The sequence below is a fragment of the Pseudomonas sp. P42 genome, assembly GCF_017973755.1.
Taxonomy (GTDB): Bacteria; Pseudomonadota; Gammaproteobacteria; order Pseudomonadales; family Pseudomonadaceae; genus Aquipseudomonas; species Aquipseudomonas iridis.
The window spans coordinates 465393-490647 of sequence record NZ_JACOPU010000004.1 but is presented as its reverse complement, the minus strand read 5'-3'; the positions used below and the strand labels follow the sequence as shown (position 1 = coordinate 490647).

General features: G+C 59.5%; 18 protein-coding genes. 15 read left to right on the top strand and 3 right to left on the bottom strand.

The genetic code is table 11. The annotated features are described in order from the left end of the window. Nucleotides 1-27 precede the first annotated feature (27 nt). From H8B20_RS15420 to H8B20_RS15395, 6 genes are all read left to right on the top strand, one after another. Complete coding sequence (locus H8B20_RS15420; RefSeq protein WP_210623750.1) at nt 28-1755, top strand: autotransporter assembly complex protein TamA; 1728 nt, start codon at nt 28-30, stop codon at nt 1753-1755. Beyond that, entirely contained in the window at nt 1752-5426 is a 3675-nt protein-coding gene (locus tag H8B20_RS15415) for a translocation/assembly module TamB domain-containing protein (RefSeq protein WP_210623749.1), read from the top strand. The genes H8B20_RS15420 and H8B20_RS15415 overlap by 4 nt, the downstream gene beginning before the upstream one ends. A gap of 262 nt (nt 5427-5688) precedes the next feature. Continuing rightward, entirely contained in the window at nt 5689-6171 is a 483-nt protein-coding gene (locus H8B20_RS15410) for a MarR family winged helix-turn-helix transcriptional regulator (protein ID WP_047301963.1), read from the top strand. Beyond that, on the top strand, nt 6161-7630 hold the full coding sequence (locus H8B20_RS15405; RefSeq protein ID WP_210623748.1) for an efflux transporter outer membrane subunit: 1470 nt from the start codon (nt 6161-6163) through the stop codon (nt 7628-7630). The genes H8B20_RS15410 and H8B20_RS15405 overlap by 11 nt, the downstream gene beginning before the upstream one ends. 15 nt (nt 7631-7645) lie before the next feature. Next, nucleotides 7646-8848, top strand: coding sequence for an HlyD/EmrA/EmrK family protein (locus H8B20_RS15400; RefSeq protein ID WP_210623747.1), 1203 nt, complete (start codon nt 7646-7648; stop codon nt 8846-8848). Nucleotides 8849-8988: 140 nt separating this feature from the next. Continuing rightward, complete coding sequence (locus H8B20_RS15395; protein ID WP_210623746.1) at nt 8989-10518, top strand: DHA2 family efflux MFS transporter permease subunit; 1530 nt, start codon at nt 8989-8991, stop codon at nt 10516-10518. A gap of 125 nt (nt 10519-10643) precedes the next feature. On the opposite strand, the gene lpxH is transcribed toward H8B20_RS15395, so the two are convergent. Then, the gene (gene lpxH / locus H8B20_RS15390; RefSeq protein WP_042559900.1) at nt 10644-11396 is read right to left on the bottom strand and encodes a UDP-2,3-diacylglucosamine diphosphatase; all 753 of its coding nucleotides are present in this window, start codon (nt 11394-11396) and stop codon (nt 10644-10646) included. Further along, nucleotides 11393-11899 (bottom strand): peptidylprolyl isomerase, encoded by a 507-nt coding sequence (locus tag H8B20_RS15385; RefSeq protein WP_042559899.1) that lies wholly within the window; start codon nt 11897-11899, stop codon nt 11393-11395. The genes lpxH and H8B20_RS15385 overlap by 4 nt, the downstream gene beginning before the upstream one ends. Before the next feature lie 252 nt (nt 11900-12151). Here H8B20_RS15385 and H8B20_RS15380 point away from each other — a divergent pair, with 252 nt between their 5' ends. The 3 genes from H8B20_RS15380 (at nt 12152) to H8B20_RS15370 (ending at nt 16911) form a co-directional block, all read left to right on the top strand. Further along, complete coding sequence (locus H8B20_RS15380; protein ID WP_210623745.1) at nt 12152-13849, top strand: glutamine--tRNA ligase/YqeY domain fusion protein; 1698 nt, start codon at nt 12152-12154, stop codon at nt 13847-13849. 21 nt (nt 13850-13870) lie between these two features. After that, nucleotides 13871-15253: a cysteine--tRNA ligase gene (gene cysS, locus H8B20_RS15375; protein ID WP_042559897.1), complete on the top strand. Its 1383-nt coding sequence runs from the start codon at nt 13871-13873 to the stop codon at nt 15251-15253. Between the two features lie 449 nt (nt 15254-15702). Continuing rightward, the gene (locus tag H8B20_RS15370) at nt 15703-16911 is read left to right on the top strand and encodes an MFS transporter (protein ID WP_115147419.1); all 1209 of its coding nucleotides are present in this window, start codon (nt 15703-15705) and stop codon (nt 16909-16911) included. A gap of 120 nt (nt 16912-17031) precedes the next feature. Here the strand turns inward: H8B20_RS15370 and H8B20_RS15365 are convergent, their stop codons facing one another. Further along, nucleotides 17032-18870 carry a sigma-54-dependent Fis family transcriptional regulator gene (locus H8B20_RS15365; protein ID WP_210623744.1) on the bottom strand — a complete coding sequence of 613 codons (1839 nt, stop codon included), beginning with the start codon at nt 18868-18870 and terminating at the stop codon, nt 17032-17034. 383 nt (nt 18871-19253) lie between these two features. Between H8B20_RS15365 and H8B20_RS15360 the strand changes: the two genes are divergently transcribed. From H8B20_RS15360 to H8B20_RS15335, 6 genes are read left to right on the top strand one after another with little or no spacing between them, the layout of a single operon-like run. After that, nucleotides 19254-20348, top strand: a complete 1095-nt coding sequence (locus H8B20_RS15360) for an ABC transporter ATP-binding protein (RefSeq protein WP_210623743.1) — start codon at nt 19254-19256, stop codon at nt 20346-20348. Then, a complete protein-coding gene (locus H8B20_RS15355) occupies nt 20348-21463 on the top strand; it encodes an ABC transporter ATP-binding protein (protein ID WP_047301953.1) in 1116 nt (371 codons plus the stop codon). The genes H8B20_RS15360 and H8B20_RS15355 overlap by 1 nt, the downstream gene beginning before the upstream one ends. Next, a complete protein-coding gene (locus tag H8B20_RS15350) occupies nt 21460-22326 on the top strand; it encodes a carbohydrate ABC transporter permease (RefSeq protein WP_042559892.1) in 867 nt (288 codons plus the stop codon). Before H8B20_RS15355 ends, H8B20_RS15350 begins: the two co-directional genes overlap by 4 nt. 9 nt (nt 22327-22335) lie before the next feature. Then, nucleotides 22336-23136 carry a carbohydrate ABC transporter permease gene (locus H8B20_RS15345; protein ID WP_003232361.1) on the top strand — a complete coding sequence of 267 codons (801 nt, stop codon included), beginning with the start codon at nt 22336-22338 and terminating at the stop codon, nt 23134-23136. A 10-nt stretch (nt 23137-23146) separates the two neighbouring features. Next, nucleotides 23147-23419: a DUF2160 domain-containing protein gene (locus H8B20_RS15340; RefSeq protein WP_042559891.1), complete on the top strand. Its 273-nt coding sequence runs from the start codon at nt 23147-23149 to the stop codon at nt 23417-23419. Nucleotides 23420-23467: 48 nt separating this feature from the next. Continuing rightward, nucleotides 23468-25210: an ABC transporter substrate-binding protein gene (locus H8B20_RS15335; RefSeq protein ID WP_210623742.1), complete on the top strand. Its 1743-nt coding sequence runs from the start codon at nt 23468-23470 to the stop codon at nt 25208-25210. Nucleotides 25211-25255: the final 45 nt, after the last annotated feature.

Sequence of the window (25255 nt, the reverse complement as noted above, 5' to 3'; positions counted from 1 at the left end):
CTCAAGCTCGTGATAGCATCCGCGCCTATGAATTTTCCAGGAAGATTTACCAGTGGCGTGCTCATGCTGTTATCCAGCTGCGCGGCGCTGGCGCAAAGTGAATTGGATGTGCGGATCAAACCGTCCAACGATGAACTCAAGGCCAATATAGAAGGCTATATCGGCAGCCTCGGTGACCGCGACGAAGAAGCCTTGCTGCGCTTCAGTCGTGGTGCCGAAGAGCAGGCGCGCAAGGCGGCCCAGGCGTTGGGCTACTACCAGCCGCAGATCGACAGCGATGTGAAGGGCGGCGACAAGCCGCGCCTGGTGCTGAACATCGATCCCGGCGAGCCTATTCGCCTGCGCAACGTCACCATCCGTGTCGAAGGTCCGGCTGCCTCCTTTAAATCCTTTCGCGTACCGAAAGCCGACGTGCTCAAGCCCGGCGCGGTGCTCAACCATGGTCGCTACGAAGACGCCAAGCGACTGATCCAGAATCAGGCCTCGCGCTTCGGTTATTTCAGTGGCCATTTCACCCGTCAAAAACTCTTGGTCGACCCGCGCGCAGGCGTCGCCGATGTCGAACTTATTTATGAAAGCGGCCCGCGTTATGCGCTGGGCAAAGTCAGTTTCGAGGGCGATACGCCATTCGACGAAGACTTGCTGCAACGCATGGTGCCATTCAAACCGGGCGAGCCTTACGACTCCGAACTGATCGCCGAACTTAACCGCGATCTGCAATCGAGTGGCTACTTCGAAGGCGTGCGGGTCGACGCCGCGCCGACTGCCGCAAAAAATGACGTGATCCCGGTGGACGTCAAACTCGACACGCGCAAGCCGCGCACCATGGGCCTGGGTCTCGGCTATTCGACCGACGTCGGCCCTCGGATCAAAGCCAACTGGACGCGCCACTGGGTCAATCCGCAGGGCGACAGTTATGGCTGGGAAGCCGAACTCTCGGCGCCGCGGCAGAACGTCGGGCTGTTCTACGACATCCCGCTCGACCCGCCGCTGACCGACAAATTGCGTTGGGCCGGCGGTTATCAATTCGAAGACATCGAAGGTTCCGACACGCTCAGCAAACTGCTGACCTTCGGCCCGGAATGGCACAGCAAGTTGCCCAGCGGCTGGCAACGGGTGATCTCGCTGAAATGGCAGCGCGAGGAATACGAGCTTGGCGACGACTCGGGCCTGAGTACCTTGCTGATGCCCGGCATCAGTTACTCGTACCTGAAAAGTGACAACCGCATCGACCCGCACAACGGCTATCGTCTGACCTTTGAAAGCAAAGTCGCGAAGGAAGGCGTCGGCTCCGACACCAACCTTTTATATGGCACTGCGCTGGTCAAGGGCTTGACCACGGTGTTCGACAAACACCGTCTGCTCGGTCGTGTGCAGGTCGGCGGCAGCGCCACCAACGGTTACAAATCGGTCCCGCCGTCGCTGCGCTTCTTTGCCGGTGGCGATCAGAGCGTGCGCGGTTACGACTACCAGAGCCTTTCCCCGGAAAACTCCGATGGCGACCGCATCGGTGGCCGCTACATGGTTGCCGGCAGTGTTGAATATCAATACTCCGTCGCCGAGAAATGGCGGGTCGCGACCTTCGTCGATCAGGGCAATTCCTTCAACAAACTCGAACTGCCGAACCTCAAGACCGGGGTCGGTATCGGTGTGCGCTGGGTCTCGCCGGTGGGGCCGATCCGCCTCGACCTGGCCCATGCGCTGGACGACGATGGCGGCATCCGGCTGCACTTTTCCATGGGGCCTGAGCTGTGAAGCGTGGTTTGAAAATTACCGCACTGACGTTGTTGGCGTTGGTGTTCTTGATCGTATTGAGTGTGGCCGTCTTACTCGGAACCAACACCGGCAGCCGCTGGGCGCTGGGTCTGGTGCCGGGCTTGAGCACGGAGAATTTCCAGGGTCGCCTTGGCGGGCAATGGAGCGCCGATCATCTTGTCTGGCAGCAAGACAGCAGCCGGGTCGAACTGGACCAGGCAATCTTCGCCTGGTCGCCGCTGTGCCTGACGCGTATGACGTTGTGCATCGGTCAACTCAAGGCTGATCGGGTTGTTTTGCAATTTCCGCCGAGTGAAGAAACCACCGAAAGCGGCCCGATCAAATTGCCGGATCTGCAGTTGCCGCTGGGTCTCGAACTGGGCGATGTGCAGGTCGGCAGTTTGCTGTTTAACGGCAGCGAGCAACTCAAAGGCCTGCAACTGGCGGCCCACTGGACCGCCAAAGGCTTGCAGATCGACAGCGTGAAATTGCAACGCGATGAGCTGAGCCTGAACCTGTCCGGATTGCTCCAGCCCACCGGTAACTGGCCGCTGAACATTGCAGGGGATCTGACCCTGCCGTCTCCAGGCACCGGTCCCTGGACGCTGGCGTTGAAAATTGACGGCGATCTGTTGAAGACCCTGAACCTGCACGCCGACAGTCGTGGCTACCTTGATGGTCAGTTGAGCGGCGAACTGCAACCGCTGGCGGAAAACCTGCCGGCCAAGGTGCGTATCACGTCCGAGGCGTTCAAACCGAGCGCTGATCTGCCGGATACCCTGCAACTCAATCAACTGGTATTGACCGGCGAGGGCGACCTGAAGAGCGGTTACCAGTTGCTTGGCAACGCCACGCTGCCCGCCGATAAAGGCCCGGTGGCGTTGTTGCTCAAAGGCAAGGTCGACGCCAGCGGCGCGCAAATCGCCGGCCTCGATCTGACCGCCAACGACCAGCAGAGCCTCAAACTGACCGGCAGCGTCGACTGGAGCAAAGGCATCACGGCTCAAGCCAACATCAATTGGCAGGACTTCCCGTGGCATCGGCTCTATAACGAAATCGACGAGCCGCAAGTCGCCTTGCGTACTTTCAATGGCGAAGTGTCTTACACCGACGGTCAGTACATCGGTCATTTCGCCGCTGCGCTGGATGGCCCGGCGGGCGCATTCAGCCTGAGCAGTCCGTTCAGCGGCAGCCTTGAACAGATCGCTTTGCCGCAATTGAAAATGGAGGCCGGGCAGGGCAAGGCCGAAGGGCACGTTAACGTGCAGTTTGCGGACGGCATTGCCTGGGACGCGGCGCTGGATCTGTCGGCGCTCAACCCGGCGTATTGGGTTGCAGAACTGCCGGGCACCCTGGCGGGGCCGTTGAAAAGCCAAGGCGAAATGAAGAACGAGCGCTTGAGCCTGACTGCCGATCTCGACCTCAAAGGCAAACTGCGCGGCCAACCGGCGATCCTCCAGGCCAAGGCTGACGGCGCTGGCGAACTATGGAATCTGAATGCCCTGCAAATCCGCCTCGGCGACAACAGCATCAGCGGCAAGGGCAGCCTGCAACAGAAACTCACCGGGCAGATCGACATCAAGTTGTCGCGTCTGGCCCAGCTGTGGCCAGAACTGCGTGGGCAGATCAACGGTCAGGTCAACGTCGCCGGCACATTGAAAGCACCGCAAGGCAAGCTCGATCTGCAAGGGTCGCAACTGGCCTTTCAGGATAATCGGCTGCAAAGCCTCAATCTCGACGCCACCCTCGACAGCGCACAGCGAGCCAAGATCGATCTGAAAGGCAGTGGCATTCAGGCCGGTGACACGAATTTGGGCACACTGACCGCCAGCGCCCAAGGCGACATCAAGCGCCAGAAACTCAATCTCGACCTGCTCGGGCCGAAACTGAAACTGGCGCTTGGCCTGGACGGCAATCTGGACAAGGGCAATTGGCGCGGGCGCCTGGCCAGCGGCGATATTCAGGCCGGCGGCCAGGATTGGAAACTGCAAAACCCGGCCAGGCTCGAGCGCTTGGCGGACGGCAAAATCAATTTCGGCGCCCACTGCTGGGTGTCCGGCAGTGCGAGCTTCTGCGGTGAAGATCAACGGCTGATGCCCGAGCCGAAACTGCGATACCACCTCAAGCAATTCCCGATTGAAAGCCTCGCGCAGTGGTTGCCGAAAGACTTCGCCTGGCAGGGCAAGCTCAATGCCGATCTGCAACTGGACCTGCCGGCCAGCGGCCCCAATGGCGTGGTCAGCATCGACGCCAGCGGCGGCACCTTGCGTATGCGTGAGAAGGAGCAGTGGCTCGACTTTCCGTACCAGACGCTGAAACTCACCAGCAAGCTGACCCCGAAACGCATCGACACGGACCTCAACTTCGTCGGCGGCAAACTTGGCGAACTGATGGTGCAGGCGCAGCTCAATCCGCTGCCGAAAAACAAACCGCTGAGCGGCTCGTTCCGCCTGACCGGGCTGGACCTGTCCGTGGCGCGTCCGTTTGTGCCAATGGTCGAGAAACTCACCGGGCGCCTCAACGGCAGCGGCACGATCTCCGGTGGTCTGCTCGCACCCCTGGTCAACGGCACCGTGCAACTCAGCGATGGCGAAGTGTCCGGCGCCGAGTTGCCGATGGAGCTGCAGGATCTGCAAGTCAAAGCAATGATTGCCGGTGAGTCGGTGCGTCTGGACGGCGGCTGGAAAAGCGGCAAGAGCGGGCAGGGCAGCCTGAACGGCAACATCACCTGGGGCCAGGCGCTGGTGGTGGATCTGGCGCTCAAGGGCACGCAATTGCCGGTCAGCGTCGAACCCTACGCCAAGCTCGAAGTGGCGCCGGACCTGAAGATTTCCATGGCCGGCGATGAGCTGGAAATTGCCGGCAAAGTGCTGGTGCCCAAAGGCGAAATCACCGTGCGTGAATTGCCTCCATCGACGGTGAAGGTCTCCGATGACACGATCATCGTCGGCGCGCAGACCGAACAGGGTAAACCCCCCATAGCCATGAAAATGGACATCGACGTGGTGGTCGGGCAAGACAAGTTGAGCTTCGCCGGTTTTGGCCTGACCGCCAATCTGCAAGGTCAGGTTCACATCGGTGACAACATGGACACTCGTGGCGAACTCTGGCTCAACGACGGGCGTTATCGCGCCTACGGTCAGCGCCTGACGGTGCGTCGTGCGCGCCTGCTGTTCGCTGGCCCCATCGATCAGCCGTATCTGGATATCGAAGCGATTCGCCAGACTGACGACGTGATCGCCGGTATTCGCCTGAGCGGTAGCGCGGAACAACCGACCACGCAGATCTTCTCGGAGCCGGCGATGAGTCAGGAACAGGCGTTGTCCTATCTGGTGCTCGGCCGCCCGTTGAGCACCAGTGGCGAAGACAACAACATGCTCGCGCAAGCGGCGTTGGGCCTGGGCTTGATGGGCAGCGCCGGGGTCACCAGCGGCCTGGCCAAGGATCTGGGTATTCAGGATTTCCAGCTCGACACTCAAGGTAGCGGCGACGCCACCAGCGTGGTGGCCAGCGGCAATATCACCGAGAAGCTCAGTTTGCGTTACGGCGTTGGCGTGTTTGAACCGGCCAGCACCATTGCCCTGCGGTACAAGCTGAGCAAGAAGGTTTACGTCGAAGTCGCCAGTGGCGTGGCCAGTTCTCTGGACATCTTCTACAAGCGCGATTTCTAGGTCGCACTTCCTACTTAAATCGAGTCGCTGCCATCGCTGGCAAGCCAGCTCCCACAAGTCTCTCTGGCACAACTGAATGGTGTGCCCGGCGAGGACCCTGTGGGAGCTGGCTTGCCAGCGATGACGTCCGAGTGCGCAACGCAGAACCCCCGCCCATTTGTCAGCTAATTACCTAGCCTGCTAACGATTTCGTTGACATTCGCTGCCTAGGCAGTAACATCTCGACATACATTCACTGCCTAGGCAGTTATTAGGTGAGCAAATGAAGCATTTCACCCCGGATGAATTCAAACACTGCCATCTCGGCCTGTTGCTTGGCCGTGCTGCGCTGCTCAAGGACCGGATCATCGACACCCACATGGAGCCCCACGGCATTACTGCCGCGCAGTTCAAGGTGTTGATCATCATGGCCCAGTACGGCGTCGATACGCCGGCCGAGCTGTGCCGGCACTTGTCGCTGGACAGCGGTTCGATGACGCGCATGCTTGATCGTCTGGAGCAGAAAGGCTTTCTGGTTCGCCAACGCAGCGAAGGCGATCGCCGTCAGGTGCAACTGAAACTGACCGAACAAGGCCAGCAACTGGCCGATCGCCTGCCGCACATCGGCGCCGACGCAATGAATGAACTGGCCGGTGCCGTCACTCCGGACGAGTTGAAAACCCTGGAATACATCCTCAAGAAAATTCTGCTGGCAGCCGGTGACCCGATCACTATCCAGCGGTTAGGTGAACACAATGAGCGGTAAAACCTTGCGCAGCAGCCTCACTTTGGTGCTGTCGGCGATGATTCTCGCCGGTTGCGCCAACTACAGCGGCCTCGACACTCAAGGTCAGAGCCTTGATGCGAAAAGCCTCAAAGTCGGTCAGTCGCTCAATGGCGTCACGCTGTCGCCGGCGGCCTGGCCGAAAAGCGATTGGTGGACCAGCCTCGGCGATCCGCAACTCGACGGCTTGATCCGCGAAGCCCTGCACGACAGCCCCGACATGCAGATCGCCGAAGCCCGCGCCCATCAGGCCAGCGCCGCCGCGTATGCCGCCGATGCCGAGCGTTATCCGACGCTGGACGCCAGCGCCGGCATCAGCCGCTCGCGGCTGGCCAAGGATCAGGACCCGCGAGGGCAGGGCGATGCCTACGCCACCGTGCGTAACGTCAGCGCCGGCTTCAATTACAACTTCGACCTGTGGGGGGGCCAGCGCGATGCCTGGGAAGCCGCGCTCGGTGAGGCCCGTGCCGCCGAAGTCGACCGTCAGGCTGCGCAGTTGACCCTCGCCGCCGACGTGGCCCGGGCCTACAGCGATCTGGGGCAGGCGCACATCGTTTATGACCTGGCTAACGAAGACCTCAAACGCACTAAACAGATGCTCGAACTGAGCCAGCGCCGTTTGAGTGCCGGCATCGACAGCCAGTACCAGTTCCAGCAAACGCAAAGTTTGGAAGCCAGTTCCGAAGCCAGTCTGATCGATGCCGAAAAACGTCTGAACAGCGCCAAGATCGCCCTGGCCGTGCTGCTCGGCAAAGGCCCGGATCGCGGCAACGAAATTGCCCGACCGAAAATCCTGCAGGCCAGCGCCGTGGCCGTACCGTCGATGTTGCCGGCGGAACTGCTCGGTCGTCGTCCGGATCTGGTCGCCGCCCGCTGGCGCGTGGAAGCCGCGAGCAAAGACATCGACTCGGCGAAAACCCGGTTCTATCCCAACCTGAACCTCACGGCCTCGGCCGGTGCGGAATCGTTGTTGGGTGATGCGATGTTCGGTTCGGCCAGTCGCTTCTTCAACATAGCCCCGACCATTTCGGTGCCGATCTTCGACGGTGGACGCCTGCGCGCCAACCTCGATGCGCGCGACGCCGATTACGATCTGGCGGTGGCGCAGTACAACAAAAGTCTGGTGAAAGCACTCGGCGATGTCAGCGACACGATCAACCAGTTACGTGACATCGGCCGGCAGATCGGCGCGCAGCAACACGCCACCGACATTGCTCAGGATTCTTACAACACCATCGTCCAGCGTTACGGTTCCGGCATCGGCAACTACCTGGACGTGCTCAGCATCGAGCAGCAATTGCTCCAGGCCCAGCGTCAGTTGGCCAACCTCAATGCCGAGCAGATCGACCTGTCGATTCAACTGATGCAAGCGCTGGGCGGCGGCTTCCAGGGGCAAACCCTGACCGCAGCCAACGCCCGCCCAGCCACGCCGCACAACTAATTCAAGGTATTTGTCATGGCCACTGCCGAAAACACTCAAGCTCAAGACAACACCCCGGACACCGGCAACCCGCGCAAACGTAAAGTGATGCTGCTGACGTTGGCCGTCGTGGTGATCCTCGCCATCGCCGGCGTCTGGGCGTATCACGAATTCATCGGGCGCTGGAGTGAAAGCACCGACGACGCCTACGTCAACGGCAACGTCGTTGAAATCACCCCGCTGGTGACCGGCACTGTGGTCAGCATTGGTGCTGACGATGGCGATCTGGTTCACGAAGGTCAGGTGCTGATCAACTTCGACCCCAACGACGCTGAAGTCGGCCTGCAAAGTGCTCAGGCGAAACTGGCGCGCACTGTGCGTCAGGTGCGCGGCTTGTACAGCAATGTCGATGGCATGAAAGCCCAGGTCAACGCCCAGCAAGCTGAAGTGCAGAAAGCCCAGGACAACTACAACCGCCGCAAGAATCTTGCTTCGGGCGGGGCGATTTCCCAGGAAGAACTGTCCCACGCTCGCGATGACCTGACCTCGGCACAAAACGCCCTGGCCAACGCTAAACAGCAACTGAAAACCACCAGCGCACTGGTCGACGACACCGTGGTTTCGTCGCATCCGGACGTGATGTCGGCCGCCGCCGATCTGCGTCAGGCCTATCTGACCAATGCCCGCAGCACTTTGATTGCACCGGTCACCGGTTACGTCGCCAAACGCACCGTGCAGCTCGGTCAGCGTGTGCAACCGGGCACCGCTCTGATGGCGGTGATCCCGCTGGATCAACTGTGGATCGATGCCAACTTCAAGGAAACCCAGTTGCGTGACATGCGCATCGGCCAGCCAGTGGACATCGAATCCGACATCTACGGCAGCGACGTGAAATACAGCGGCACCATCGACAGCCTCGGCGCCGGCACTGGCAGCGCGTTTGCGCTGTTGCCTGCGCAGAACGCCACCGGTAACTGGATCAAGATCGTCCAGCGTGTACCGGTACGTATTCACATCAACGCTGAAGAACTGGCCAAGCATCCGCTGCGTGTCGGTCTGTCGACCAATGTCGAGGTCAATCTGCACGACCAGAGCGGCCCGGTACTGGCCCAGCAGCCGCCGCAAAAAGCCTCGTTCAGCACCAACGTCTACGACCGCCAACTGGCCGAAGCCGACGCGATGATTGCGCGGCTGATCCACGACAACAGCGCCGCGGCCAGCAAAACCGCGCAACGCTGAGATCGCATCTGACCCTGTAGGAGTGAGCTTGCTCGCGAAAGCGGTGCGTCATTCAGCATTGATTTGTCTGACAGACCGCCTTCGCGAGCAAGCTCGCTCCCACAAGGGCACGGCGTCAACCTGGTTTCAAAGGATTCACGATGAGCAATAACGCCTCTTTTACGCCGCCCAGCCTGTTGCTCAGCACCATCGGCCTGTCGCTGGCGACGTTCATGCAAGTGCTCGACACCACCATCGCCAACGTGGCGCTGCCGACGATTTCCGGCAACCTCGGTGTGAGTTCGGAGCAGGGCACCTGGGTGATCACCTCGTTCGCCGTGAGCAACGCGATTGCGCTGCCGCTGACCGGTTGGCTCAGCCGCCGGTTCGGCGAGGTGAAGCTGTTTCTCTGGGCGACCATTCTGTTTGTACTGGCGTCGTTCCTTTGCGGTATCTCGACGTCGATGCCGGAACTGATCGGTTTCCGGGTGCTGCAAGGTCTGGTCGCCGGGCCGTTGTACCCGATGACACAAACATTGTTGATCGCTGTTTATCCCCCCGCTAAACGGGGGATGGCGCTCGCGTTACTGGCGATGGTCACGGTGGTCGCGCCGATTGCCGGACCGATCCTCGGTGGCTGGATCACCGACAGTTATAGCTGGCCGTGGATCTTCTTCATCAACGTGCCGATCGGCATCTTTGCGGTGATGGTGGTGCGTTCGCAACTGGCCAAGCGTCCGGGGGTGACCAGTCGCCAGCCGATGGATTACGTTGGGCTGATCTCGCTGATCATCGGTGTCGGCGCGTTGCAGGTCATCCTCGACAAGGGCAATGACCTGGACTGGTTCGAGTCGAACTTCATCATCATCGGCGCGGCGATTTCGGTGGTTGCGCTAGCGGTGTTCGTGATCTGGGAAATGACCGATCAGCACCCGGTGGTCAATCTGCGCCTGTTCGCCCATCGCAACTTCCGCATCGGCACGATTGTGCTGGTGTTGGGTTATGCCGGGTTCTTCGGTATCAACCTGATCCTGCCGCAATGGCTGCAAACCCAGATGGGTTACACCGCGACCTGGGCCGGTCTGGCCGTGGCGCCGATCGGTATTCTGCCGGTGCTGCTGTCGCCGTTTGTCGGCAAGTACGCGAACAAGTTCGACCTGCGCTTGCTGGCCGGGCTGGCGTTTCTGGCGATTGGCCTGAGCTGCTTCATGCGCGCCGGGTTCACCAACGAGGTGGACTTCCAGCACATTGCGCTGGTGCAACTGTTCATGGGCATTGGCGTGGCGCTGTTCTTCATGCCGACGTTGAGCATCTTGATGTCGGACTTGCCGCCAAGCCAGATCGCTGACGGCGCAGGCCTTGCGACATTTTTGCGGACGTTGGGCGGCAGCTTCGCGGCGTCGCTGACCACATGGATCTGGATTCGTCGCGCGGATCAGCATCATGCGTACATGAGCGAGAGTATCAGCACTTTCGAGCCGGCGACTCGCGAGACCTTGAATCATTTGGGCGGGGCGAGCCAATCGGCTTATGCGCAGATGGATCAGATCCTGACCAGTCAGGCGTACATGCTCTCCACCGTGGATTACTTCACGCTGTTGGGTTGGGGGTTCATGGGGTTGATATTGATTGTGTGGCTGGCGAAGCCGCCGTTTGCGGCGAAGGCGGGGCCGGCTGCTTCCGGCCACTGATCTGCAACACCATCCAATGTGGGAGCGAGCCTGCTCGCGAATGCAGTGTGTCATTCAGCACTGAGGTGTCTGATACACCGCTTTCGCGAGCAGGCTCGCTCCCACATTGGTTTTTTGTTCGGTCTTTAGATTGCGGGGGCGGGCAGGGCTGGAGGCGGGGCAAAGTCGAACGGCGCCAATGCATACCCGTTCTCATCCACCTGCAACGCCCAACCCTGACGATCCCAATCACCCAGCACAATTCGCTTCGCCGCCTGCTCACCAAGTTGCAGCTTGTGGATCGCCGGACGATGGGTGTGGCCGTGAATCAGAGTCTTTACGCCAAATGCCTGCATGATCCGCGGAATCTCCTCGGGCGTGACATCGACGATGTCATTGGCCTTCATCCGCGTCTGCGCCCGGCTCTCGCTGCGCAGTTTGCGCGCCAGTTTATGGCGGGTGCGCAGTGGCAGATGCCGCAGGACAAACAGGGTGACCGGATTGCGCAGATAACGACGCAGCTTCATATAGCCGACGTCGCGGGTGCAGAGGCTGTCGCCGTGCATCAACAGCACTGGCTCGCCGTAAAACTGCACGACACTCGGATCCTTCAATAATGTGCAGCCGGCCTGCTTGCAAAAGGCCTTGCCGAGCATGAAGTCGCGATTGCCGTGCATCAGAAATATCGCCGTGCCGCTGTCACTTAATTCGCGCAGGGCCTGGCAGATGGAACGCTGGAAAGGTGTCATGGCATCGTCGCCAATCCACGCTTCGAAGAAGTCGCCCAGAATGTACAACGCACTCGCCGAGCGGGCGCGTCCGGCGAGCAAATCCAGAAACGCCCGGGTTATGTCCGGGCGCTCCTCTTCCAGATGCAAGTCTGAAATCAGCAATATCACGCTTCGATGATCTCGGCTTTCTCGATGATCACGTCGTCTGCTGGTACGTCCTGGTGACCTGCCTTGGACGTGGTGGAAACGCCTTCGATCTTGTCGACAACGTCGAAGCCCGCAACCACTTTACCGAATACCGCGTAACCCCAACCCTGAGCGGTCTTGGCGGTGTGGTTGAGGAAGCCGTTGTCGGTGGCGTTGATGAAGAACTGTGCCGATGCCGAATGCGGGTCCATGGTGCGAGCCATGGCCAGGGTGTACTTCTCGTTCTTCAGACCGTTGTCAGCTTCGTTCTGAATGCTTGGGCTCTTGTCTTTCTTTTCCTTCATGCCAGGCTCGAAACCGCCGCCCTGGATCATGAAACCTTTGATCACACGGTGGAACACGACGTTCTCGTAGTGACCTTTTTTAACGTATTCGATGAAGTTGGCCGCGGTGATCGGGGCTTTTTCTTCGTTCAGCTCGATGACGATGTCACCGAAGTTAGTGGTCAGTTTTACTTGAGTCATGATCGCTACTCTTTATAAGGAATTCGTGGGTATGGGCCATTTGCACCCTTTACCGGTTCAGCCCTTGAAGGCCGAGGTGCGCAGTTTAGCGTGACAGGCGTGAATTTCGAGGCAGTTTTTCATTTCCGTGCGATTAAATGCACGCCTTTATAGGGCCTGCTCTGTCAGCCCCTTGACAGCATCGGCTATGATAGCGGCTTTGTTTTGTCTGGCCCCTCTTCTGCGGCCGCGCACATGTAAGTCAAGGATCCTATGAGCAAGCCCACTGTCGACCCTACCTCGAATGCCAAGTCCGGCCCCGCCGTGCCGGTCAACTTCCTGCGGCCGATCATCCAGGCAGACCTGGACTCGGGCAAGCACACCAAGATCATCACCCGTTTCCCGCCTGAGCCCAACGGCTACCTGCACATCGGCCACGCCAAGTCGATCTGCGTGAACTTCGGCCTGGCCCAGGAGTTCGGCGGCGTCACGCACCTGCGTTTCGACGACACCAACCCGGCCAAGGAAGATCAGGAATACATCGACGCGATCGAAAGCGACGTCAAATGGCTGGGCTTTGAATGGTCCGGCGAAGTGCGCTACGCCTCGCAGTATTTCGACCAGTTGCACGATTGGGCCGTCGAGCTGATCAAGGCCGGCAAGGCCTACGTCGACGACCTGACGCCCGAGCAAGCCAAGGAATACCGTGGCAGCCTGACCGAGCCGGGCAAGAACAGCCCGTTCCGTGACCGTTCGGTTGAAGAGAACCTCGACTGGTTCGCCCGCATGCGCGCCGGTGAGTTCCCGGACGGCGCCCGCGTGCTGCGTGCCAAGATCGACATGGCCTCGCCGAACATGAACCTGCGCGACCCGATCATGTATCGCATCCGCCACGCCCATCACCATCAGACCGGTGACAAGTGGTGCATCTACCCGAACTACGATTTCACCCACGGTCAGTCGGACGCCATCGAAGGCATCACCCACTCGATCTGCACCCTGGAATTCGAAAGCCATCGTCCGCTGTACGAGTGGTTCCTCGATGCGCTGCCAGTGCCGGCGCACCCGCGTCAGTACGAGTTCAGCCGCCTGAACCTCAACTACACCATCACCAGCAAGCGCAAGCTCAAGCAACTGGTCGATGAAAAGCACGTCAATGGCTGGGACGATCCGCGCATGTCCACGCTGTCGGGCTTCCGTCGTCGTGGCTACACACCGAAATCGATCCGCAATTTCTGCGAAATGATCGGCACCAACCGTTCCGACGGCGTGGTCGACTTCGGCATGCTCGAATTCAGCATCCGTGACGACCTCGACCACAGCGCCCCGCGTGCCATGTGCGTGCTGCGTCCGCTCAAAGTCGTGATCGCCAACTACCCGGAAGGCCAGGTCGAGAACCTCGAACTGCCGCGCCATCCGAAAGAAGACATGGGCGTGCGCGCTCTGCCGTTCGCCCGGGAAATCTACATCGACCGTGAAGATTTCATGGAAGAGCCGCCGAAGGGCTACAAGCGTCTGGAGTCGGGTGGCGAAGTGCGCCTGCGCGGCAGCTACGTGATCCGCGCCGACGAAGCGATCAAGGATGCCGACGGCAACATCGTCGAGCTGCGTTGCTCCTACGACCCCGAAACCCTGGGCAAGAACCCGGAAGGCCGCAAGGTCAAAGGCGTGATCCACTGGGTGCCGGCCGCCGCCAGCATCGAGTGCGAAGTGCGTCTGTACGATCGTCTGTTCCGTTCGGCCAACCCGGAGAAGGCCGAAGACAGCGCCAGTTTCCTCGACAACATCAACCCTGATTCGCTGCAAGTGCTGACCGGTTGTCGTGCTGAGCCATCGCTTGGCAATGCACAGCCGGAAGACCGTTTCCAGTTCGAGCGCGAAGGCTACTTCGTTGCCGATATCAAGGACTCGAAACCAGGTCAGCCGGTATTCAACCGTACCGTGACCCTGCGTGATTCGTGGGGCCAGTGATTTAGCGTCAAGGAAACCAACGTGCTTACGATTTACAACACGCTCACCAAGAGCAAAGAAGTCTTCAAGCCGCTCGATGGCAACAAGGTGCGCATGTACGTCTGCGGGATGACCGTGTACGACTACTGCCACTTGGGCCACGGTCGCAGCATGGTCGCGTTTGACCTGGTGACCCGCTGGTTGCGGTTCAGCGGTTACGACCTGACTTACGTGCGCAATATCACCGACATCGACGACAAGATCATCAATCGTGCCAACGAGAACGGCGAGTCGTTCGAAGCGTTGACCGAGCGCATGATCGCCGCGATGCATGAAGACGAAGCGCGCCTGAACATCAAGAAGCCGGACATGGAACCGCGCGCCACGGATCACATTCCGGGCATGCACGCCATGATTCAGACCCTGATCGACAAGGGCTATGCCTACGCTCCGGGCAATGGCGACGTGTACTACCGCGTCGGCAAGTTCATGGGCTACGGCAAGCTGTCGCGCAAGAAGATCGAAGACCTGCGCATCGGTGCGCGGATCGAAGTTGACGAAGCGAAGGAAGATCCGCTGGACTTCGTGCTGTGGAAAGGCGTCAAGCCGGGCGAGCCGAGCTGGGCATCGCCGTGGGGCGACGGGCGTCCGGGCTGGCACATCGAATGCTCGGTGATGTCGACGTGCTGCCTCGGTGAGACCTTCGATATTCATGGCGGCGGCAGCGACCTCGAGTTCCCGCATCACGAAAACGAAATCGCCCAGAGCGAAGCAGCCACCGGCAAGACCTACGCCAACGCGTGGATGCATTGCGGCATGATTCGCATCAATGGCGAGAAGATGTCCAAGTCCTTGAACAACTTCTTCACCATCCGCGACGTGCTGGAAAAGTACCACCCGGAAGTCGTGCGTTACCTGCTGGTATCGAGCCACTACCGCAGCGCGATCAACTATTCGGAAGACAACCTCAAGGACGCCAAAAGCGCACTCGAGCGTTTCTACCACGCGTTGAAAGGCCTGCCGAACGTGGCGCCTGCCGGCGGCGAAGCGTTTGTCGAACGTTTCACCACGGTGATGAACGACGACTTCGGCACGCCGGAAGCTTGCGCGGTGCTGTTCGAGATGGTGCGTGAGATCAACCGTCTGCGCGAGAGCGATCTTGATGCAGCGGCTGGTTTGGCTGCCCGTTTGAAAGAACTGGCCAGCGTGCTGGGTGTGTTGCAACTCGAAGCAGACGACTTCCTGCAGGCTGGCGCCGAAGGGCGTGTTGACGCGGCTGAAGTCGACGCGCTGATTGCTGCGCGCCTGGCGGCACGGGCGGGTAAGGATTGGGCTGAGTCCGACCGTATTCGTGACCAGCTCACCGCGATGGGTGTGGTGTTGGAAGACGGTAAGGGTGGGACTACCTGGCGTCTGGCTGACTGATTGCCATACCTGTTACAAACAAAACCCGCCTTGTGCGGGTTTTTGTTTTTTTAAATCAAAGGATCGCAGCCCTCGGCAGCTCCTGCATCGAGCGCGATCCTGTAGGAGCTGCCGAAGGCTGCGATCTTTTGATCTGTGCCCCCAACCCTCGGACCTGTCACGAAGAAGAACCCCTCACCCTAACCCTCTCCCGGAGGGAGAGGGGACTGATTGGGGGATGTTTAAAAGATGCGCCGACTTGAACGTGCTGCTTTGAATCCATAATCGACTGGTTTTTTCAGGTCGATGTAAAACGTCAGACACCTCACCCCAGCCCTCTCCCTCCGGGAGAGGGCTGGGGTGAGGGGGTTGCTTTTGCTCTACGCGTAGGTCTTGATGTCTGACTCCGCCAACATGGGCGGCAGCGCGTTCAGCAGGATGCAGCTCAGCGACGAATAAATGGAGGAACCATGGCCAATCACTATCGCGAACTGTTCACGACACCCGGCGCCACCGGGTTAGTGCTCGCGAGCTCTATTGCCCGACTGCCACAAGCAATGATCGGCATCGGCATCATCACCATGCTGGTCCAGCAAACCGGTGTCTACTGGCTGGCCGGCGCCGTCGCCGGTACGTTCACCCTGGCCAATGCGCTGCTCGGCCCGGTCATTTCGAGATTCGTTGATCAGCGCGGCCAGAGTCGAGTGCTGCCCATCGTCACGGCATTCAGCGTGGTCATGCTGCTGGCGCTGATCTTCGCCGTCTACATGAGGGCTCCTGCCGCCTTGTTTTTTGTTCTGGCGGCACTGGCGGGGACGATGCCCAGCATGCCGTCCATGATCAGGGCACGCTGGACGCAGTTGTTCCGCGGCAAGCCGCAGTTGCACACGGCGTTCTCACTGGACACGGTCCTGACCGAACTCGCGTACATCATCGGCCCGCCACTGGCGATCGGTTTGAGCGTGACCTTCTTCGCCGAAGCCGGGCCACTGGTTGCGGTCGGGCTGCTGGCCATCGGGGTGACGGCGTTTCTCATGCAGCGTCAAACCGAACCGAAAGTGGTTGTTGGCAACCGCAGCAACACCGGTTCCACTTTGCTGATTCCCGGCGTTCGCACCATTGTCCTTGCGTTGTTGGCGATGGGGGCCATTGGCGGCGCAATCGATGTCGCCGTCGTGGCTTTCGCCAATGATCAAGGCTGGCCAGCGTCTGCCACCTTCATCCTCGCCGCCTATGCGTTGGGCTCGCTGGTGGCGGGTCTGACGTTCGGTGCATTGCGGCTAACCTTGCCGATAGAAAAACAGTTCTTTATCGGCATATTGGTCACGGCAATCACGGGCGTATTGCCGGTTTTCGCAACAGATGTTTATGTCCTGTCAGCGATGCTGTTTATCGCGGGCATATCGTTTGCGCCCACCATGGTCGTGGTCATGAAGTTGGGGACGATCATCATCCCTGCGTCCAGGATGACAGAAGGGCTGACGTGGATGACCACTGGCATCAGCATTGGCGTAGCGCTTGGGGGCATGCTCGCGGGGCCGGTGATTGATGCTTATGGCGCGCGTGCGGGGTTCGGGGTGGCGATTGGTGCGGGGGTGATGATGATGGTGGTTGTGTTGATTGGGTTGCGTACGTTGGCTGCTGCTTCAACGACAAATATTGAGTCGGCGTATTCGTAATGCGCACTGCTTTTATATAGTTTTCAAAGTCAAAAGATCGCAGCCTTCGGCAGCTCCTACAGTGGCATTGCGTACACCGTGTAGGAGCTGCCGCAGGCTGCGATCTTTTGATCTTCGCTGTTAACCGCCCAACTGCCGCAACCGCTTATAAAGCGTATTGCGACTAACCCCCAACCGCCGCGCCAGATGCGAAATATTCCCCCCAGCTGCCTTCAACTCCCGATTCAACGCTTCAACATCATTCAAATCCAACCCCAACGGCTGCGCGCTCTCAACCGGCTCCATCTCCAGATCGACAAAAAAATCATCCGGCAAATGTTCCGCCCGCACCGGTTGCTCTTCAGCCATGGCCAGTGCCACCTGCATCACGCTACTGACCTGACGCAGATTCCCCGGCCACGGATGCTTGTCGAACAATTCCAGCACCTCTGGGCTCAAACCCGCCCACTGCGTCGGCTCTCGATGTTGCTCCCAAAGCCGTTTAAATAGCGCTTGTTTATCACTGCGCTCGCGCAGCGGCGGCAGTTCCAGCGTCAGGCCACCAATGCGGTAATACAGATCCTCGCGAAACCGTCCCAGTTGCACCTGCTCGCGCAATGAACGGTTAGTCGCCGAGATAATTCGCAGATCCACCGGGAACAACTCACTGCTGCCCACCGGTTGCACGCAGCGCTCCTGCAACACCCGCAACAACCGCGCCTGAGTGGGCAGCGGCATGTCGCCGATTTCATCGAGGAACAACGTGCCTTTGTCAGCCTTGCGGATCAGGCCGATGCTGCCTTTCTGGTTGGCGCCCGTGAACGCGCCTTTCTCGTAGCCAAACAGCTCGGATTCGACCAGTTCGGCGGGGATCGCTGCGCAGTTGACGGCGATAAACGCTTGTTTGCTGCGCGTGCTGGCCTGATGCAGGGCTTTGACGAACACCTCTTTGCCGACGCCGGTTTCGCCGTGGATCAGCAAGGGGATGTCTTTTTCCAATAGCCGTTCTGCCTGCCGCACGGCTTTTTCCACGCGGCTGTCGCCGAAGTGCAGGGTGTTGAGGCTGATCACCGTAGAAACGACGGGTTTAGCTTCAGCAGTAAAAACCCGCGCCTGAATCGGTGCCTGTTTCGGCCGCTTCAACAAGCACTGAAAGCGGTTGCGCCCCGAGGTCTGCAAGGCAAACGGCAAGCCGTCTGGCTGATTGATCAACTCCAGCAACGACACTTTGAACAGGCTCTCGACGCTCACCCGCGACAAACGCACGCCGAGCAGATTGTCCGCCCGGCGATTGGCCGACAGGACCTGGCCGCTCTCATCAAAGATCAACAACCCGGCCCACTGACTGTCGAGGTTGTTCAACCCGGTGTTGAAGGTCAGTTGAAAGTGCTGACCGTGGAACAGGTTGAGGATCAGCCGGTTCTCCACGGTCTGGCTCATCATCTTGACCATGCCCAGTGTGTGCGACGGCGGCAGATAGCTGTCGCTGGAGACGTCGAGCACCGCAATCACCTTGCGCTCGGCGTCGAAAATCGGCGCAGCGGAACCGGTCATGAAGCGGTTGGCTTTAAGAAAATGTTCGTCGTGTTCGATATGCACGGCCTGCTCACAGGCCAGCGCCGTGCCGATGGCATTGGTGCCGCTGCAGCGCTCCATCCAGCTCGCACCGGCCTGAAAACCCCGCGCCAGATTCGGCTCGATAAAGCGTTGCGTGCCCCACGAGGTCAGCACCTGGCCCTGGTTATCGGCGAGCATGATCAGGCAATTGGAATTGCTGAGGATGTTCTCGTAATAGGGCAGCACTTCCTGGTGGGTGGTCTGCACCAACGAATGTTGACTGTCGAGTAGCCGCGCAATGCTGGCGGCGGGCAGTTGATCGAAAGCCGGGGTGCTCTGGTGGTCAAGACCGAACGCGCGACAGCGTTGCCAGGAACTCTGGACGATCGCGTCGTGGGACAACGGCGGGGCAGGTGCGGCCATGGCGGTCAGCCTCTGATGCAGCGATTTTTATTATTGTTATGAACCCAAATCCTGAGGACTACAGGCATCCCCTGTGGGAGCGAGCCTGCTCGCGAAAGCGCCGGGCCAGTCAATAAATTCGTTGAATGACACACCGCCTTCGCGAGCAGGCTCGCTCCCACAGGGATCTATATCGTCTTCAGGATCGGGCAAAAAGCATCCATAGAGTGTTGTTCACTATTGTTCATTGTCAATCGTCCAACTGTTCAAATGTGTTCACCATTGAAGGCCGCTTCTCGACGTTTTCGGCGATTTTCACGACAAATCAACAACTTGCCATTTTTGGCACGAAAGTCGCTCTAGTGCACAGGTCGCTTGACTCCAAAAATAAAAAAGGCCGAGCCATGTCACTCACCCTGGAGCACGTCAGCCGCACCGTCGAGGGCCAGATCTGGATCGATGATGCCTGCCTGAAATTCGAACCCGGTTCGTTCAACGTTTTGCTCGGCCGCACGCTGTCCGGCAAAACCAGCCTGATGCGCCTGGTGGCCGGCCTCGACAAGCCAGACAGCGGCCGCGTGCTGATGAACGGCGTCGACGTCACGCAACGCCCAGTGCGCTTGCGCAACGTGTCGATGGTCTATCAGCAGTTCATCAATTACCCGACCATGACCGTGTTCGAGAACATCGCCTCGCCACTGCGCCAGGCCGGTATCTCGAAAGAGATCATCCACAGCCGGGTGCAGGAAACCGCGCGAATGTTGCGCATCGAGAAGTTCTTGCAGCGTTATCCGCTGGAGCTCTCGGGCGGTCAGCAACAACGCACCGCCATGGCGCGGGCGCTGGTCAAGGATGCCGAACTGATTCTGTTCGATGAGCCGCTGGTCAACCTCGACTACAAACTGCGCGAGGAACTGCGTCAGGAAATGCGCGAGCTGTTCAAGTTGCGCCACACCATCGCCATCTATGCCACCACCGAACCCAACGAAGCCCTGGCGCTGGGCGGCACTACGACGATTCTTCACGAAGGCCGGGTGATTCAGAGCGGGCCGTCGACCGAGGTGTACCACCAGCCGCAAACGGTGCTCGCCGCCGAATTGTTCTCCGAGCCACCGATCAACCTGATGCCCGGGCGGATTGCCGGCAACGAAGTCAGCTTCGCCAATTTCGTGCACTTCCCGTTGAACGTCGATCTGCGTCCGGTGGGCGAGGGCGAGTTCCGCTTTGGCGTGCGCCCCAGCCATATCTCGCTGGTGCCGAGCAACGATGACGACCTTGAATTGGCGGTCACCGTCGAAGTCGCCGAGATCAGTGGTTCGGAAACCTTTCTGCACGTGCGCAACGAACATTTCCTGCTGGTGCTGCACCTGCCGGGTGTCCACGAATACGACGTCGATGCGCCGATCCGCATCTATATCCCGACCCATAAACTGTTTGTCTTCGATGCGCAGGGCCGTCTGGTGCAAGCACCGGGCCGGCGTGTCGCGAGGGTTGCCTGATGGCCGAAATCCGCTTGCAACACCTCGCCCACAGCTACAGCAAAACCCCGAGTGGCGCGGAGGATTATGCGATCCGCGAGATGGATCACGTCTGGGAACAGGGTGGGGCTTATGCGCTGCTCGGGCCGTCGGGTTGCGGTAAATCGACGTTGCTCAACATCATTTCCGGTCTGCTCAGTCCCTCGCAAGGACATGTGCTGTTTGACGGCAAAGCGGTCAACGACCTCACGCCGGAGAAGCGCAACATTGCTCAGGTTTTCCAGTTTCCGGTGGTCTACGACACCATGACCGTGTTCGACAACCTCGCGTTCCCCCTGCGCAATCAGGGCATGGCCGAGGCGAAAGTGCACAGCAAGGTGCAGGAAATCGCCGAAGTGCTCGACCTGCAAAACCTGCTGAGCAAGAAGGCGCGCAACCTCACCGCTGACGAAAAACAGAAAGTCTCCATGGGCCGTGGTCTGGTGCGCGATGACGTCTCGGCGATCCTCTTCGATGAGCCGCTGACGGTGATCGACCCGCACCTTAAATGGAAGCTGCGGCGCAAGCTCAAGCAGATTCACGAGCAGTTCAACATCACCATGGTCTACGTCACCCACGATCAACTGGAGGCCTCGACCTTCGCCGACAAGATCGCGGTGATGTACGGCGGCCAGATCGTCCAGTTCGGCACGCCGCGGGAATTGTTCGAGCGGCCCAGCCACACCTTCGTCGGCTACTTCATCGGCAGCCCGGGGATGAACCTGATCGAAGTGCAACCGCAACCCGGTGGCGTCGGTTTCGCCTCGACGCACCTGCCGTTGTCCGACGGCTTGCAGCGCCATATCGAACACGGTCAGTGGAAAAATCTGAAGGTCGGCATCCGTCCCGAGTTTATTCATGTGTGGGACGAGCCGTTTGATGACGCGATGCAGGCCAGGGTCGTACACGTCGAAGACCTCGGCACCTACAAGATCATGACCCTCGACCTCGACGGTGCACCGTTGAAAGTTCGTCTGGCCGAAGACAAACCGGTGCCGCAGGGCACGGCCTACATCAGTTTTCCGGCGCAGTGGCTGATGGTCTATGCCGACGAATTCCTCCTCGAAGCCAGCGAAAACAGCGAGGTGCAGCCATGAACAAGGTGCAGAACAACAAGGCCTGGTGGCTGGTGTTGCCGGTGTTTCTGCTGGTGGCGTTCAGTGCGGTGATCCCGATGATGACCGTGGTCAACTATTCGGTGCAGGACATCTTCGACCAGTCCAGCCGCTACTTTGTCGGCGCCGACTGGTACAAGCAGGTGCTGCTCGACCCGCGTCTGCATGACTCGCTGCTGCGCCAGTTCATCTACTCGGCCTGCGTGCTGTTGATCGAAATTCCGCTGGGCATCGCTGTCGCCCTGACCATGCCGACCAAGGGCCGCTGGTCGTCGGTGGTGCTGATCATTCTGGCGATTCCGCTGCTGATCCCGTGGAACGTGGTCGGCACCATTTGGCAGATTTTCGGTCGTGCCGACATCGGTTTGCTCGGTTCCAGCCTCAACGCCATGGGCATCAGCTACAACTACGCCGCCAACACCATGGACGCCTGGGTGACCGTGCTGGTGATGGATGTCTGGCACTGGACCTCATTAGTGGCGCTGCTGTGTTTCTCCGGATTACGGGCGATTCCTGACGTTTACTACCAGGCCGCGCGCATCGACCGCGCTTCGGGATGGGCGGTGTTCAGGCACATTCAGTTGCCCAAGCTGAAGAGCGTGCTGTTGATCGCAGTGATGCTGCGTTTCATGGACAGTTTCATGATCTACACCGAGCCGTTCGTGCTCACTGGCGGCGGGCCGGGTAACGCTACGACCTTCCTGAGTCAGACGTTGACGCAGATGGCTGTAGGCCAATTCGACCTGGGTCCGGCAGCGGCTTTCTCGCTGGTGTACTTCCTGATCATCCTGTTGGTGTCCTGGCTGTTCTATACCGCCATGACGCACTCCGACGCCAACCGCTGAGGCCCGGCCATGAGCAAGAGAAAGCTGATTCCGCTGCTGATCTACATCCTGTTCCTGCTGGTGCCGATCTACTGGCTGCTGAACATGTCCTTCAAGAGCAACACCGAAATCCTCGGTGGCCTGACGCTTTTCCCACAGGACTTCACGCTGGCGAACTACAAGGTGATCTTCACCGATCCGAGCTGGTACACCGGTTATCTCAATTCGTTGTACTACGTCAGCCTGAACACGGTGATTTCCCTGAGCGTGGCGTTGCCCGCCGCGTACGCGTTTTCACGCTATCGGTTTCTCGGCGACAAGCACCTGTTTTTCTGGCTGCTGACCAACCGCATGGCGCCGCCGGCGGTGTTCCTGTTGCCGTTCTTTCAGCTCTATTCGTCGATTGGTCTGTTCGACACGCACATCGCTGTTGCGCTGGCGCATTGCTTGTTCAACGTACCGTTGGCGGTGTGGATTCTCGAAGGATTCATGTCCGGCGTGCCGAAAGAAATCGACGAAACCGCCTACATTGATGGCTACAGTTTCCCGAAATTCTTCGTGAAGATTTTCATCCCGCTGATCGGCTCCGGCATCGGCGTCACGGCGTTTTTCTGCTTCATGTTTTCCTGGGTCGAACTGCTGCTTGCGCGCACGTTGACCTCGGTAAACGCCAAGCCGATTGCGGCGGTAATGACCCGAACGGTGTCGGCTTCCGGTATCGACTGGGGCGTGCTGGCGGCGGCGGGGGTGTTGACCATTCTGCCCGGCATGCTGGTGATCTGGTTTGTTCGCAACCACGTGGCCAAGGGCTTTGCCCTCGGTCGAGTTTGAGGAACTGATGATGGAATGGATGAGTTGGACCACCCCCACAGCGACATTCTTCATCGTCATCGGCCTGATTCTGGTGGGCATGACCACTTGGGAATTGCGTTCGCCGAGCATTCTGCGGCGAGGGTTTCTGCCGATTGCCACCACCCGTGGCGATCGCTTGTTTATCGGTCTTCTCGGCAGCGCCTACCTGCATTTGCTGGTAATCGGCGCCACCGACTGGAGCATCTGGGTCGCGTCCGCGTTGTCCCTGGTGTGGCTGTTGGCTGTGATGCGTTGGGGCTAGTCGAATTGATCGGCAATCGTGCTCCGAAATCCTAAACAGGAGGTCTCTATGTTCGACAAAAACAATAAGCTGCGACATAGCATTTCATTGGCAGCCATGCTGGCACTCAGCGGTTTGAGCGCATCTGCCTGGGCCGATGCCTACGAAGATGCCGCGAAAAAGTGGATCGGCAGCGAATTCAAACCGTCGACCCTGACGGCCGAACAGCAGCTTGAAGAATTGAAGTGGTTCATCAAGGCGGCCGAGCCGTTTCGCGGCATGAACATCAAGGTGGTTTCGGAAACCCTGACCACCCATGAATACGAGTCCAAGGTGCTGGCCAAGGCCTTCACTGAAATCACCGGGATCAAGCTCACCCACGACCTGCTGCAAGAAGGTGACGTGGTGGAAAAGATGCAGACGGTGATGCAGTCCGACAAGAATATCTATGACGGCTGGGTCAACGACTCGGACCTGATCGGTACGCACTTTCGTTACGGCAAGACCGAATCGATCACCGATCTGATGGCCAACGAAGGCAAGAATTTCACCTCGCCGACCCTCGACCTCAAGGACTTCATCGGCATCTCGTTCACCACCGCGCCGGATGGCAAGATCTATCAACTGCCCGACCAGCAATTCGCCAACCTGTACTGGTTCCGCGCTGACTGGTTCGAGCGTGCCGACCTGAAAGCCAAGTTCAAGGAAAAGTACGGCTACGAGCTGGGCGTGCCGGTGAACTGGTCCGCCTATGAAGACATCGCCAAATTCTTCAGCGAAGACGTCAAGGAAATCGACGGCAAGCGCGTTTACGGGCACATGGACTACGGCAAGAAAGACCCGTCGCTGGGCTGGCGCTTCACCGATGCCTGGTTCTCCATGGCCGGTGGCGGCGACAAGGGCTTGCCCAACGGTTTGCCGGTGGACGAGTGGGGGATTCGCGTCGAGGACTGCCATCCGGTCGGTTCCAGCGTGACCCGCGGTGGCGACACCAACGGTCCGGCGGCGGTGTTTGCCACCACCAAATACGTCGACTGGCTCAAGGCCTACGCGCCACCGGAAGCCGCGGGCATGACCTTCTCCGAGTCCGGCCCGGTGCCATCGCAGGGCAACATCGCCCAGCAGATCTTCTGGTACACCGCGTTCACCGCCGACATGACCAAACCCGGCCTGCCGGTGGTCAACGCCGACGGCACGCCGAAGTGGCGCATGGCGCCGTCGCCTAAAGGCCCGTATTGGGAAGAGGGCATGAAGCTCGGCTATCAGGATGTGGGGTCGTGGACGTTCATGAAATCCACGCCTGAGAAACAGAAACTCGCGGCGTGGCTGTACGCGCAGTTCGTGACCTCGAAAACGGTTTCGCTGAAGAAAACCATTGTCGGTCTGACACCGATTCGCGAGTCGGACATCAACTCGCAGGCCATGACCGATCTGGCGCCGAAACTCGGTGGTCTGGTCGAGTTCTATCGCAGCCCGGCCCGCGTGCAATGGTCGCCTACCGGCACCAACGTGCCTGACTATCCACGTCTGGCACAACTGTGGTGGAGCCACATCGCCGAAGCGGCGAGCGGCGAGAAGACTCCGCAGCAGGCGCTGGATGGCTTGGCCAAGGATCAGGACGCGATCATGACGCGCCTCGAACGCTCCAAGGCCCAGGCCACCTGCGCACCGAAAATGAACCCGGAACGCGACGCGCAATACTGGTTCGACCAGACGGGCGCACCGAAACCGAAACTGGCCAACGAGAAGCCGAAGGGCGAGACCGTGAGCTACAACGAACTGCTCAAATCGTGGGCGGATGCGCGCAAGTAAAAGCTGAAATGTGAAAAGCGAACGGCACCGAAAGGTGCCGTTTTT

Excerpts from the sequence above, each read along its gene's own strand:
- H8B20_RS15420 (WP_210623750.1), top strand. The coding sequence starts at position 28 with ATGAATTTTCCAGGAAGATTTACCAGTGGCGTGCTCATGCTGTTATCC.
- H8B20_RS15410 (WP_047301963.1), top strand. The coding sequence starts at position 5,689 with ATGAAGCATTTCACCCCGGATGAATTCAAACACTGCCATCTCGGCCTG.
- H8B20_RS15405 (WP_210623748.1), top strand. The coding sequence starts at position 6,161 with ATGAGCGGTAAAACCTTGCGCAGCAGCCTCACTTTGGTGCTGTCGGCG.
- H8B20_RS15400 (WP_210623747.1), top strand. The coding sequence starts at position 7,646 with ATGGCCACTGCCGAAAACACTCAAGCTCAAGACAACACCCCGGACACC.
- H8B20_RS15395 (WP_210623746.1), top strand. The coding sequence starts at position 8,989 with ATGAGCAATAACGCCTCTTTTACGCCGCCCAGCCTGTTGCTCAGCACC.
- H8B20_RS15385 (WP_042559899.1), bottom strand. The coding sequence starts at position 11,899 with ATGACTCAAGTAAAACTGACCACTAACTTCGGTGACATCGTCATCGAG.
- H8B20_RS15380 (WP_210623745.1), top strand. The coding sequence starts at position 12,152 with ATGAGCAAGCCCACTGTCGACCCTACCTCGAATGCCAAGTCCGGCCCC.
- H8B20_RS15370 (WP_115147419.1), top strand. The coding sequence starts at position 15,703 with ATGGCCAATCACTATCGCGAACTGTTCACGACACCCGGCGCCACCGGG.
- H8B20_RS15365 (WP_210623744.1), bottom strand. The coding sequence starts at position 18,870 with ATGGCCGCACCTGCCCCGCCGTTGTCCCACGACGCGATCGTCCAGAGT.
- H8B20_RS15360 (WP_210623743.1), top strand. The coding sequence starts at position 19,254 with ATGTCACTCACCCTGGAGCACGTCAGCCGCACCGTCGAGGGCCAGATC.
- H8B20_RS15355 (WP_047301953.1), top strand. The coding sequence starts at position 20,348 with ATGGCCGAAATCCGCTTGCAACACCTCGCCCACAGCTACAGCAAAACC.
- H8B20_RS15350 (WP_042559892.1), top strand. The coding sequence starts at position 21,460 with ATGAACAAGGTGCAGAACAACAAGGCCTGGTGGCTGGTGTTGCCGGTG.
- H8B20_RS15345 (WP_003232361.1), top strand. The coding sequence starts at position 22,336 with ATGAGCAAGAGAAAGCTGATTCCGCTGCTGATCTACATCCTGTTCCTG.
- H8B20_RS15340 (WP_042559891.1), top strand. The coding sequence starts at position 23,147 with ATGGAATGGATGAGTTGGACCACCCCCACAGCGACATTCTTCATCGTC.
- H8B20_RS15335 (WP_210623742.1), top strand. The coding sequence starts at position 23,468 with ATGTTCGACAAAAACAATAAGCTGCGACATAGCATTTCATTGGCAGCC.